11 protein-coding genes are annotated in these 12,717 nt (G+C 60.2%); 1 reads left to right on the plus strand and 10 read right to left on the minus strand.

Annotation, left to right across the window (positions count from 1 at the left end; translation table 11 throughout):
- Positions 1-42 precede the first annotated feature (42 nt).
- The 10 genes from OOZ53_RS01705 to OOZ53_RS01750 form a co-directional block, all read right to left on the minus strand.
- Positions 43-2,367 carry a hypothetical protein gene (locus tag OOZ53_RS01705; protein WP_271087562.1) on the minus strand — a complete coding sequence of 775 codons (2,325 nt, stop codon included), beginning with the start codon at positions 2,365-2,367 and terminating at the stop codon, positions 43-45.
- Entirely contained in the window at positions 2,364-2,840 is a 477-nt protein-coding gene (locus tag OOZ53_RS01710; protein ID WP_271087563.1) for a hypothetical protein, read from the minus strand. Before OOZ53_RS01710 ends, OOZ53_RS01705 begins: the two co-directional genes overlap by 4 nt.
- Before the next feature lie 78 nt (positions 2,841-2,918).
- On the minus strand, positions 2,919-3,395 hold the full coding sequence (locus tag OOZ53_RS01715; protein WP_271087564.1) for a hypothetical protein: 477 nt from the start codon (positions 3,393-3,395) through the stop codon (positions 2,919-2,921).
- A 76-nt stretch (positions 3,396-3,471) separates the two neighbouring features.
- Positions 3,472-3,948, minus strand: coding sequence for a hypothetical protein (locus OOZ53_RS01720; RefSeq protein WP_271087565.1), 477 nt, complete (start codon positions 3,946-3,948; stop codon positions 3,472-3,474).
- A 137-nt stretch (positions 3,949-4,085) separates the two neighbouring features.
- Positions 4,086-4,664 carry a DUF6362 family protein gene (locus tag OOZ53_RS01725; protein ID WP_271087566.1) on the minus strand — a complete coding sequence of 193 codons (579 nt, stop codon included), beginning with the start codon at positions 4,662-4,664 and terminating at the stop codon, positions 4,086-4,088.
- A 76-nt stretch (positions 4,665-4,740) separates the two neighbouring features.
- Complete coding sequence (locus OOZ53_RS01730) at positions 4,741-5,835, minus strand: ABC transporter ATP-binding protein (protein WP_271087568.1); 1,095 nt, start codon at positions 5,833-5,835, stop codon at positions 4,741-4,743.
- Between the two features lie 25 nt (positions 5,836-5,860).
- Positions 5,861-7,510 carry a beta-galactosidase BglA gene (gene bglA / locus OOZ53_RS01735; RefSeq protein ID WP_271087569.1) on the minus strand — a complete coding sequence of 550 codons (1,650 nt, stop codon included), beginning with the start codon at positions 7,508-7,510 and terminating at the stop codon, positions 5,861-5,863.
- Positions 7,511-7,534: 24 nt separating this feature from the next.
- Positions 7,535-8,686 (minus strand): carbohydrate ABC transporter permease, encoded by a 1,152-nt coding sequence (locus tag OOZ53_RS01740; protein WP_271087570.1) that lies wholly within the window; start codon positions 8,684-8,686, stop codon positions 7,535-7,537.
- Position 8,687: 1 nt separating this feature from the next.
- Positions 8,688-9,698 carry a carbohydrate ABC transporter permease gene (locus OOZ53_RS01745; protein ID WP_271087571.1) on the minus strand — a complete coding sequence of 337 codons (1,011 nt, stop codon included), beginning with the start codon at positions 9,696-9,698 and terminating at the stop codon, positions 8,688-8,690.
- Between the two features lie 157 nt (positions 9,699-9,855).
- Positions 9,856-11,223 (minus strand): ABC transporter substrate-binding protein, encoded by a 1,368-nt coding sequence (locus OOZ53_RS01750; RefSeq protein WP_271087572.1) that lies wholly within the window; start codon positions 11,221-11,223, stop codon positions 9,856-9,858.
- A 320-nt stretch (positions 11,224-11,543) separates the two neighbouring features.
- Between OOZ53_RS01750 and OOZ53_RS01755 the strand changes: the two genes are divergently transcribed.
- Positions 11,544-12,572 (plus strand): substrate-binding domain-containing protein, encoded by a 1,029-nt coding sequence (locus tag OOZ53_RS01755; RefSeq protein ID WP_271087573.1) that lies wholly within the window; start codon positions 11,544-11,546, stop codon positions 12,570-12,572.
- Positions 12,573-12,717 lie beyond the last annotated feature (145 nt).

A 12,717-nucleotide genomic window follows, 5' to 3' on the forward strand; every position in this document is an offset into this window, starting at 1 on the left:
AAATGTGAGAGTTTTCCCACACTCGGCCGAATTTGCCGCAAATCAGCCCTTGATGCGTCGGGCCGACGGCACCGGTCCTGTCTGTGGCAGCGGCCGATGCGGCCTCGGCCGGGGGATGGGCGCGATGGCGGGCAGCGCCGGCCTTGCCGCCTGAACTGGCCTGACAAACCGGTTGGCGGCTTCCTGTCCGCGGCGCAGATAGCCCGGTTCAAAGCCGCTGCGCTGCAGCACATAATCCTCCGGCGACGGCAGGTTGCTGCGAAAAATCCAGTAGAAGGGCTGGCCCTCGTTCTTCGCAAAGGGCCTGCCGCCGCGCATATTGCCCTTCGCATCCGGAAACTGCACCGCCCGCCGGAAGACATCGCCGAGCGCCGCATCCGCGCCGTTGTTGAGAATGAACCGAAGGCCGGCGCGGGAGCGCCCCGCGCCGCCTTCAACCGGCTTGCCGGCGCGGTCCAGCAACTGCATGTTGACAAAACGGTCATAGACCTGATCGGCGGGCCTGCCGGTCGAGGCGCGGATCACCTCGCCCTTTTCATTGCGCAGCACCCCGTCCCTCAACAGCAGGTCCATGATCGGAACCTTGCGGAATCGCGGCTGCCGACTGCCCGAGGTCAGGCTGGCATCGTTGTCATCCGGGAAATAGCTGACATCGCCCACATCCGGGTCGCCATCGACCACGTCACCCGCCCGCATAGGCGTGCCGAAGAAGTCGATCTTCATCTCCGGGTCGTAATGCGGCGAGGCCGGCGCAAGGAAGTCCGGCGGTGCCGGCGCGGGCGCGGGAACGGCCCGGCGGCCATTGGCGGCTTCGCCCTTGCGCGGCGCCGGATAGACGCGCGGCACATAGGCATAGATCCTTCGGGATTTGAGAGAATAGAAGAATGTGCCGTCATCGATTTCGATGCGCTTGATGGCATGGCCGTCCTCGCGCACGACCGGGGCCGATTCGATCGCCGTGTGGTCCACGGCGATCTGCCATTCGCCGCCCAGACCGTCGCGGACATCGAAATAGTGCGAGTCGTCATCGACGAAATAGGACGGGTCCGCCGGGTCAACGGCAAAGCTGCGCAGGGTGATGATGCTCGGCCTGCCACGACGCAGCCGATCCGTCTTGTCTCCCGATTGCGCGGTTGCTCGCAGGCGACCGGTCTTTTGCGGGTTAAACACTTCATCGAAGCGGCCCGGTTCGACGCCACGCGCGGCGGTAAAGCGCCGGGCTTCCCGCTTCAGCAGGTCGAAGGTAAACGCTTCCTCGTCGTGGCGGCTGGCCATGTAACGGGCGAAATCCGCCGCCAGTTCCTCGGCCGGCTCGCCGACGGCGAGGCTGCCCGCAACACCGCCCACCAGCGCCGTCGCCAGCAACACCCAGGGGCCAACCGTGACGCCGGCCGTACCGGCAGCGATCGCGGCGGTCGCCGCCGCCGCCGCGCCGGCCGCGCTGCCGCCGGCGGTCTCGGCCGCAAAGCGGGCGATCGTCTTGAAGGCTTCATCCTCTCTGCCCGCATCCAGATGCCCCTTTACTTCCTTGTAAACGAGGCCGATTTCCAGCGCATTGGCCGGACCGCTCAATTGGCGCATGCCTTCCAGCAGGACACCGCCGCTGACCCCGCCAACGATTGCCGCATTGCGCATCTCCTTGGCGGTGAACACGTATTTGCCGTTTTCCTTGCGCGCCGCCTTGTGTGCGCGCTCGACATAATCCTCCAGCAGCTTCAGCTTGAGCTGCTCGACCCGCTGCGGTTTCTTGCGGGCGGTCTTCTTGTTCATCTCCGCCTGCAGCCGGTCCTTGATTTCGGACAGTCCGAGGCCGTATTCGTCAGGCAGATCATGCACCGACATGTGATCGAACAGGCCCGCGAGCTGCGCCGTGCTCATTCGGCCGTTAAGCACTTCCTCGACATAGATCGGCGCGAGACCCACATAGGAGTGGTGCCTGGAATTGACGAATTCGGGTTTGACCTTGGTTCGATAATCGGCCCAGTCGGCGTCCCGCCCGACCAGCGCATACTGCCGGCCGTCCCCGCGCTTCCGGTCAAGATAGACAAACATCGCGGTGTCGGATCCTTGTTTGGATTGCCGCCGCGCGCCTTTTTGGCTGACGAGATATTTCCGCTTGGCCGCCGCACGGGCGGCATCGTTCTCTATTTGTTCTTCTATGATTTCAACGCCATTGGTCTTCAGCCATGTTTCAATGGCCTCCTGTTTCCATGTGCCTCTCACCTCGTTAAGCGTATCCTGGAGGACGACGATAGCCGACCCTTTCGCCCTGAACGGCGCAAGGACATCGATACCGCCCGGCAGACCTTTGAGCTGGGAGAGCTTGTAGAGTTCCTCAAGCGGATTCTTGTCGAGAAGGTAGATCATTCGTCACCTCTCTGGATATATGGGTTTTTGTGCATATGGTCGATGGCCTGCTGTCCGAACAGAGCGTCAATTTTGCCTTGAGCGTACATCTCGATAACGGCACCTGGACTCGACAGTGCAGGTCTCGGTACATCAGGATGAAACTTGAACCGGTACCAATTTGTAAACCAGCGCCTGAGCATATGCCGGTTGTCATCCTCCTCCGAGGGCTCATAGCCTGCTGCCTCCTCTTCGTCGGTCGGAAGGTACATGTTCATGAACGCGTCCCAGACCTCGGGCATCGACTGGGCGGTGCGGATATAGCGGAAGCAGTCCTCGACCGTCAGCTTCTTGTCCGGGTCGGGCCTCAGATAGTATTTCTCGTCCTTGCCCTCGCGCAGGGCGCGTGCCTTGCGCTCCTCAACCATGCGGTCCAGCTCGTGTTCCCACGGATACAAAGTCCGCGGCGGGTCGTCTTCTTCGTCTTCACTCATCATGTGGTCCTCTGAAAGAAGTTCAGGTGCGGGAGGGCTGGTGGAGTTCCTCAAGCGGATTCTTGTCAAGGAGATAAATCACTTGTCGCCCCTCACAAACTCACTGTCTTCAAGCAAGTAGTCGATGGCCTGTTGACCGAACATGTCGTCAATCTTGCCTTGAGTGTACTTCTCGATAACAACGCGTGGAGCGAGGAACGCAAAAGCACCGACATCAGGATGAAACTTGAACCGGTACCAATTTGTAAACCAGTTCCTAAGCACATGCCGGTTGTCATCCTCCTCCGAGGGCTCATAGCCTGCCGCCTCTTCCTCGTCGGTCGGAAGGTACATGTTCATGAAGGCGTCCCAGACCTCCGGCATCGACTGGGCGGTGCGGATATAGCGGAAGCAGTCCTCGATCGTAAGCTTCTTGTCCGGGTCGGGCCTCAGATAGTATTTCTCGTCCTTGCCCTCGCGCAGGGCGCGCGCCTTGCGCTCCTCAACCATGCGGTCCAGCTCGTGTTCCCACGGATACAAAGTCCGCGGCGGGTCGTCTTCTTCATCTTCACTCATCGGTTGGATCCTTTAGGAAATCAGGTGCGGGAGGGCTGGTGGAGTTCCTCAAGCGGATTCTTGTCGAGGAGATAAATCACTTTTCGCCCCTTTGTATGTACTCGCTCTCAAGCAAATAGGCGATTGCCTCATCTCCGAATAAATCGTCAATCTTGCCCTCTGAAAACATCTCGATTACGGCGCCTGGAGCAAAGAGTGCCGATCCATTGACATCGGGATGAAACTTGAACCGGTACCAGTTGTCGAACCAGTTTGATAACACATGCCGGTTGTCGTCCTCCTCCGAGGGCTCATAGCCTGCCGCCTCTTCCTCGTCGGTCGGAAGGTACATATTCGTGAAGGCGTCCCAGACCTCCGGCATCGACTGGGCGGTGCGGATATAGCGGAAGCAGTCCTCGACCGTCAGCTTCTTGTCCGGGTCGGGCGTCAGGTAGTAATCCTCGTCCTTGCCCTCGCGCAGGGCACGCGCCTTGCGCTCCTCAACCATGCGGTCCAGCTCGTGTTCCCACGGATACAAAGTCCGCGGCGGGTCGTCTTCTTCATCTTCACTCATCGTGTTGTCCTCTCGGGGGGCCATCGGCCCGGCGCGGCTGAATTGCCCGCGCGAAAAAATTCAATCCTGAATTGCAGGCGCAATATGGAAGGTTCTCTTGTCACAAGCAAGAAAAAAGAACAAATATGGAACATTTTTCAAATCAAGCGCGTCAGTGTGCGCGACGGTGGCAGGGATGGATCGATTTCGGGCCGCGCGTCCGGTGTGCGCCAATGCGTGCTGTATTTCGGCGTGTCAGCGCGCTTTCCGGCTTCGACGCCGGAGCCCCTCGCCGGCTCAGCCGGACCGCCTTGCCACGGAACGTGCGCGTGGTTGAGTGAAGCGGCGATTGTGGTGCAGATGCGCGTGATTTCCCGCCGCAGCGTGCGCCCGCTCACGCCCTTGAGTTGTGCCAGCGACCGCAGCGAGCGGCCGCGGCCGCATTTGGCGCGCGCCCAGCCATACAGAAGCTGGCGCTCCGCCTCGTCCTCAAGGGCGTTGATCCAGGTCCAGCACGCTTCCATGCGGTCGATCGCGCCGGCGGACGGGCGGCGCCGGTAGCGCGGCGCATTGGACGCATAGGCGTCGATCTGGCGCCGCAACGGTTCCGGCATCGCATTGCCGAACGCCTTCGGGCCCAGGGCGCGGGGGCACAGCGCAAGTGTCTCCGCCGCTTCTATGATGCGATGTTCGACGGCTTTTGCCGTCCAGTCCTCAAATCGGGGATTGGCGCTCATGGTCTTCGATATTCCTGCTGATTGTGTGCAGGAACATATCACGAACACGACAGGCCGATAATCCCTAATTCGGCGCTCAGTTCAAATGGCGCAGGGATATCCCGGAATCATTGAACAGGTGCAGCTTGTCCGGGTCCGCATCGAGCGACAGTTGCTGACCACGCTGGATGTCCTTGTTGCCCGGCAGCTTGACGATCATCGGTTCGTCAGACCCGGTGCCGTCCATATATCCCAGCGTCACCTCACCCAGCGATTCCGTCATCGAGACCGTACCGTGCATCAGGCCGCCACCCTCATCCGCCAGGCGCAGATCCTCCGGGCGCACACCGAAATGAACGGAAGCCCCCTTCATGGCATCCGCCGAGGCGACGGGCACTTTGACCTGGTCGCCCGATTGCAGCGACACCACCGTCTGCGCGCCGGTCTGCTCGATCGTTGCCGGAAGGATGTTCATGGCGGGCGAGCCGATGAAGCGGGCGACGAACAGGTTATGCGGGTCCTCGTAGAGATCCATCGGCGCGCCCACCTGCTCTATGTAACCGCCGGAAAGCACGACGATCCGGTCCGCCAACGTCATCGCCTCGACCTGGTCGTGGGTGACGTAGATCATCGTTGCGTCGGGCATGCTTTCCTTCAGCTTGGCGATCTCGATACGGGTCGCGACGCGCAGGGCCGCATCGAGGTTCGACAACGGCTCGTCGAAAAGGAACACCTTGGGATCGCGCACAATGGCGCGGCCGATGGCGACGCGCTGCCGCTGACCGCCGGAGAGCGCCTTCGGCAGCCGTTCCAGATATTCGGTGAGCTGAAGCTTTTCGGCGGCCGCGCGCACCCGCTGGTCGATCTCGCCCTTCGAGGCCTTGGCGATCTTCATGCCGAAGGCCATGTTGTCGTAAACTGTCATGTGCGGATAGAGCGCATAGGACTGGAACACCATCGCGATGCCGCGCTTGGACGGCGGCATGTCGTTGACCACGGTTCCCTCGATTTCCATCGAGCCGGAGGTGATCTCCTCCAGACCCGCGATCATGCGCAGGAGCGTTGATTTGCCGCAGCCGGACGGTCCCACAAAGACGATGAATTCGCCCCTCTTGATGTCGAGATTGACATCGTGAAGCACTTCGACATCGCCATAGGCTTTCTTGGCATTGGCAATTTTGAGGCCCGTCATCGTATTCCTCCCTCCTCGGATCGTTCTAACCTACGAGGCCGAAATAGGCATCGATCGGCGGAATGGTGATCGTTTTTCCCGCTGACGTTCCGCTAAAGCCGCTGCCCCGCAGCGTGCTCACTTCCTCGTCAGCCAGGTCGATGGTCTGTGTTTCGTCAGACATGTTGAATGCGCAGATTATTGTCTCGTTGCCGTGCCGGCGGCGGAAACAGAACACCTTGTCGTTCTGATGGTCGAGCTCGACCGATCCCTTGACGAGCGGCAGGTGCTGCTTTCGGAAACGGATGAAATTGCGGTAGTGCGAAAGCACCGAGTCCGGATCGGCCTCCTGCCGGTCGACCGCCAGGGCAAGATGTTCACCCGGAACCGGCAGCCACGGTTTGCCGGACGAGAAGCCGCCGCTCTTGTCATCCGCGCTCCACACCATCGGCGTCCTGCAGCCATCGCGGCCCTTGAATGTCGGCCAGAACTGGATTCCATACGGATCGCGCAGATCCTCGAAACTCAGTTCGGCTTCCGGCAGCCCCAGCTCCTCGCCCTGGTAGATGCAGACCGAGCCGCGCAAGGTCAGCAGAACACCGGCAAGCAGTTTCAGGTGCCGGGGTGTATCGCCAAAGGTTTCCGACCAGCGTGTGGCGTGGCGGCGCACGTCGTGATTGGAGAAGGCCCAGCAGGCCCAGCCGTCGGTGACGGTGGTCTCGAAGTCGCTGACCACCTTGCCGAGATGCCCCACGGTCGGCGGCGTTGCCGACAGCAGGTCGAAGCTGTAGCACATATGCACCTTGTCGCCGCCGGACGTGTAGTCGGAAACGATCTGCAGGCCGCGCTGCGCGTCGCCCACCTCTCCAACCGCGGCCGATCCCGGATAAGTCTCGAGCAGCGCGCGCAGCCGCCTCAGAAATTCGAGGTTATCCGGCTGGTTCTTGTCGTAAAGATGATCCTGGAAATTGTAGGGATTGACGTCCGGCGCGATGCTGGCATTGCGCAGCTCCGGCACCAGCGGCGGATTGTCCCGCAGTTGCTGGTCGTGGAAATAGAAATTGATGGTATCCAGCCGGAAACCGTCGACGCCGAGGTCCAGCCAGAAGCGCACTGAGCTTAGCAGCGCGTCCTGCACTTCGGGATTGTGCAGGTTGAAGTCCGGCTGCGAGGCAAGGAAATTGTGCAGATAATACTGCCTGCGTCCCGTTTCCCACTGCCAGGCCGAGCCGCCGAAGATCGACAGCCAGTTGTTGGGTGGCGATCCGTCCGGCTTCGCGTCAGCCCATACATACCAGTCGGCCTTGTCGTTTGTTCGCGAGCTGCGGCTCTCGATGAACCACGGGTGCTCGCTCGACGAGTGGGACAGGACCTGGTCGATCATCACTTTCAGGCCGAGCGCATGTGCGTTGTCGACCATTTCCTTGAAGTCGCCGATCGTGCCGAACATCGGATCGACGTCTTCGTAGTCTGAAACGTCATAACCGAAATCGCGCATCGGCGACTTGAAGAACGGCGACACCCAGATCGCATCGACGCCAAGCGAGGCGATGTGCGGCAGCCTTTCGGTAATGCCCTTCAGATCGCCCGTGCCGTCGCCATCCGTGTCCTGGTAGGAACGCGGATAGATCTGGTAGATGACCGCGCCGCGCCACCAGTCGGTGTCGACCGGGGAGGAAGAATCACGCTCAGACATCAGTTTCCTGTCCACAATTGTCATTTAGCCACCCTTGACCGAACCGGCGAGAAGACCGCGCACCAGATAGCGCTGCAGCGCGAAGAAGACGATGAGCGGCACGATGATGCTGATGAAGGCGGACGCCGTCAGGATTTCCCAATTGCCTCCGCGCGATCCAAGCAATTCGCGCAGCCGGCCGGTCAGCACAAGCTGATCGTCGCCATTGCCCAGGAAGACCATCGCCACGAGCAGGTCGTTCCAGACCCACAGGAACTGGAAGATCGCGAAGGAAGCGAGCGCCGGAAAGGACAGCGGCAGGACGATCTTGATGAAGATGTCGAAGTCGCTGGCGCCGTCGACCTTGGCCGATTCCATGATCTCGCGCGGCAGGCCTGCGATGTAATTGCGCAGCAGATAGATGGCGAGCGGCAGACCGAAACCGGTATGCGCCAGCCATATGCCGACATAGGTCTTGGCCGGCACGCCGAGGATCAGGCCCGCCTCGTTGTAAAGGCGAAGCAGAGGAATAAGCGACATCTGCAGCGGAACGACAAGCAGCCCGACAACAGCGGCGATGAGCAGCGCCCTGCCCGGAAACTTCATCCAGGCCAGCGCGTAGGCGGCGAAGGCCGCGATCAGGATCGGAATGACCGTTGACGGGATTGTCACCGTCAGCGAGTTGATGAAGGACTGTGCCAGTCCGTTGGCCCGCAACACGTTGGCGTAGTTTTCCAGCGTGAAGCGCGGCGGCGCCGTCACCGTGTAGAAAATGCGCTTGCCGCGCGAGCCGGTCCAGGGTTCGTCCGAGACGAGCCGGTAATCGCCATTGGCTTCCACCGTCATCATCTCGCCCCTCGGCATTTCCGCCGTTGCGCCGGCATCGAATGCGGAGGGCTGCTGCGAGCGGACGCCGAATTTGGTTATTTCGCCGCTCTCGCCTTCAAGGACATTGCCCTCGAGCACATATTTGCCGTTCTCTTCGACCTGCGTATCGGGGGCGCCGGAGCGGCCGATCTTGCGCTGCTCCGATGGTGTCAGTGCCGTCCACCAGCCTGAAACGGCGAGCTGGTCCTTGTCGCGAATGGAGGACACGAACAGGCCGAAGGTCGGCAGTGTCCAGATGACCACCAGGAACAGAACGCCGGCATGGACGGCCCAGGTGAGCGGTGACTTGGCGGAAGCTGCGGCAGCCATATCAGCGACCCTCCATTTCGGCGTTGGCGCGGCGGATGTTCCAGACCATGATCGGGATCACCAGCACCATGATGACGATGGCGATGGTCGCGCCGCGGCCGAAATCGCCGCCGCCGCGGAACATCCAGTCGAACATGAGATTGGCGAGCACCTGCGTGTTCCACTGCCCGTTGGTCATCGCCAGCACGATGTCGAAGACCTTGAGCACGAGAATGGTGATGGTCGTCCAGACGACGGCAATCGTTCCCCAGATCTGCGGAACCATGATCTTGAAGAAGATCTGCAAACCGTTGGCGCCGTCGATCACCGCCGCCTCGATGGTTTCCTCAGGGATACCGCGCAGCGCCGCCGACAGGATGACCATGGCAAATCCGGTCTGGATCCACACCAGGATAATCATCAGGAAGAAATTGTTATAGAAGGGCACCGTGATCCAGGCCTGCGGCTCGCCGCCGAAGAAGACGACCAGCGCGTTGAGCAGGCCGATCTGTTCCGCCCCCTCCTCGCGGTAGTCGTAGATGAATTTCCAGATGACGGCGGCGCCGATAAAGGAAATCGCCATGGGCATGAAGATCAGGCTCTTGGCGATATTGCCCCACCACACCCGATCGGTCATCGCGGCGATGACCAGCCCGAAGAATGTCGCGGCAGCCGGAACAAAGACCAGCCACAGCATGTTGTTGAGCATGGATTCGTGAAACTCGCCGTCCCCGAGCATCCAGGTGTAGTTGGAAAGGCCGACGAACTCTTCTCCCGAGCGCCCGAAGAATGAGAGCTGCAGCGATGAGACGACGGGAAAGAACAGGTAGACACCGAGCGCCAGCAGCGCCGGCGCCAGAAACAGCCAGGGCCGGATCGTATTGGCGAGCCTCAGATTGCGGATCGCCCGCTCTCCGTCGCCCTCCTTGGACGGCAGGATGGCATCCAGTATCCAGTTGGAGGCCAGGAAATAGGCGGCACATCCGGCGACGCCGAGCACCATCGTTATCGTAGCAAAAACCAGCTGATTCATCGCTCTGCCCTTTCAAGCTTCCCCTCGCAGAGAAAGGCGATCGTAAAACGGTGTTGAGTAGACACCTCCCGTGCGCCCCGAACGAAAGGTTCGGGGATCCAAGGCCCGGACCGGGAGGACGAGCCCGGGCCTTACGCAGTCGCAGCAGGTGCTGGCGTTACTTGAGTGCGTCCCAGTTTTCCTGGATTTCCGCCGTAACGTCGGCAGCCGGCTTGCCGCCTGCGTAGTCCACCATTCCCGTCCAGAAGGCGCCTGCGCCGATCTTGCCGGGCATCAGGTCCGAACCGTCAAAGCGGAACGTGGTCGCATCGGTCAGGATCTGTCCCTGCTTCTTCAGGGTCTCGTTGGCGTAGGTGTCCGGATTGACGCCCTTATGCGGCGTCAGGAAACCGGAACGGGCCATCCAGACCTCGTGGGCGATCGGTGATTTCAGGTAGTCGATGAATGCCCGCGCGCCCTTGGAGTCTGCCGTAATCGCGAAGAGCGTTCCGGCACCCAGAACCGGTTTGCCGAGATCCTTGCCTGCATAGGCCGGGAAATAAAAGAAGTCGGCATCCTCGCCAAGCACAGTGCCTTCAGGGAAAAAAGACGGAATGAACGACGCCTGGCGGTGCATGTAGCACTTCGGCGGCGAGGCAAACAGACCTTTCGGGCTGTCACGGAAATCGGTGGTTGCCACCGCCTCTGCGCCGCCGTCGACATAGTCGTCATTGCGGGCAAATGCGCCGAACTCCTCGATTGCCGCGATCACGGCCGGATCGTTGAAGGGGATCTCGTTGCGGACCCATTTGTCGTAAACGTCCGGTGCCTGGGTGCGCAGCATGAATTCTTCGACCCAGTCGGTCGCCGGCCAGCCGGTCGCGCCGCCGGAACCAAGACCGATGCACCATGGCGTGCCGCCATCGGCAACGATCTGGTCGGTCAGTTCCTTGAGCTCTTCCATTGTCTGGGGAACATCGTATCCGGCGTCCTCGAAGTTCTCCGGCGAGTACCAGACCAGGGATTTCACATCGGCCTTGAACGGAAATGCAAAGTAGCCGGGATTGCCGTCCTTGTCGGTATAGGTTCCGAGATCCACCCAGGACTGGCCGGCCGCATAATTCTCGGCAACCCAGTCGCGGGTCTCATCACCAAGCGGCGTCAGAAGCCCTTTGGCCGCGAGGTCGGCTGCAAGGCCGGGCTGTGGAAAGACCGCAATATTGGCGGGGCTGCCGGCCTGCGTGTCAATGACGATCTGCTGCTCGAAGGAATCCGATCCGGTGTATTCCACGTCGGCGCCAGTGGCGGCTTCGAAATAGGCGATCATGCCATTCACCAACTCGAGGTCAGCGCCGGTCCACGGGCCGAACACGGTGATCTTTTCGCCTGAAAGGTCCATGCCCTTCAGGGCTTCGTAGCTTGCCCAATTGAAGCGCCCGTCCTCACCGGGCTTGAACACGAGTTCCTGCGCTTGGGCTACTCCAGAAAGCGCGGTGCCCAGACCGAGCGCGCATACAAACGCCGCAACAGCGGTGCCTTTTTTCATGACGATTCCTCCCGAATAGCGTTGTGCGGTTTGCCCGCACCGGTAATAAATTCAGTCTTCAATCCGAAAAATTCAAAGCGGTTTGAATTCCAATCAAAATGCCGCTATCGGCAGACCTTGTCAACGCGATTGTCGGCATTTTCTGATAACGCGGCAATCGAATTCAACTAGCTGTTGTTTTTGTTATATTTTTTTCAACAGGCTTTTTTAATCGATTTAATTTCATGCAGGCATTAACCCCATTACCCGATGGGCGTATTGCCAATATCCGTAAAATATGACTAGCTGTGCGCCTGTTTTCAAATCGCTTTGGATGTCCGATGAGCGTGAACCTCAAACAACTGGCCGAGGCACTCGGCATTTCGCAGACGACTGTAAGCCGCGCGTTGAACGGCTTTCCGGAAGTCAGCGAGAAGACCCGGCGCAAGGTTCTCGACATGGCGCAGCAGCTGAACTACTCGCCCAGCCCGCATGCGAAGAAACTGGCGACAGGGAAATCGAAGACAATCGGCCATGTGGTCCCGCAATCCGACCACATGATGATCAACCCCCTCTTCTCCGATTTCATCGCCGGCGTTGGAGAAGTATACTCCGGGGCGGGCTATGACATGCTGATGTCCATCGTTCCCCGCGCGCAGGAAGAGAACACGTATCACAAGCTGATCGCCAGCAAGCGCGTGGACGGCATGATGGTTCACGCACCGCTCGTCAACGATACGCGCATTGCCCTGCTGCAGAAACTGAAGATGCCGTTTGTCGTTCATGGCAGAAGCGCCGATGACGATGACAGCTACTCCTGGCTGGACATCAACAACCGCCGCTCCTTCGAACGCGCGACCCGATTTCTCGCCGATCTCGGACACCGGCGCATAGGACTTCTGAACGGTCTTGAATCCATGACCTTCGCGCAGCGCAGGCGCATGGGCTACATGGACGCTCTGAAGGAGGCGCAGATCGACGCCGACCCGCAGATCATGTTCTCCGAGGATATGATGGAACCCTACGGATACCGCTGCATGCATAAGATGCTGGCGCTTGCCAACCCTCCGACGGCCGTATTGTGCTCCAGCATCTTGCCGGCCCTGGGCGCCTTGCGCGCGATACAGGAGGCAGGAATGGAGCCGGGTCGGGACATTTCGATCGTCACCCACGACGATATGCTGTCTTTCCTGTCGAACAGCGGCGACATTCCAATGTTCACCGCCTTGCGGTCCTCAATCAAGGCAGCGGGCAAGCGGTGTGCCGAGATGCTGATCGACGCGATCGAAAATCCCGGCATGGAACCGTCGCATGAACTTTGGGAGACCGAGCTGGTCATCGGCGGTTCGACGGGACCAGCCCGGAGCTGAAGTAAGTCTTGCGGGCAGCCTGACGGGTTGCTGCATCTGCCACCCACACGATCATGATCTTTGTGCAACAGCAACAATCAAACACCCGGCGACAATACCTGCATATACTCTTCTCAATATCGCTATTCTTGATGTTTATTTTTAA

The sequence above is a fragment of the Allohoeflea poritis genome, from assembly GCF_027889715.1.
Taxonomy (GTDB): domain Bacteria; phylum Pseudomonadota; class Alphaproteobacteria; order Rhizobiales; family Rhizobiaceae; genus Hoeflea_A; species Hoeflea_A poritis.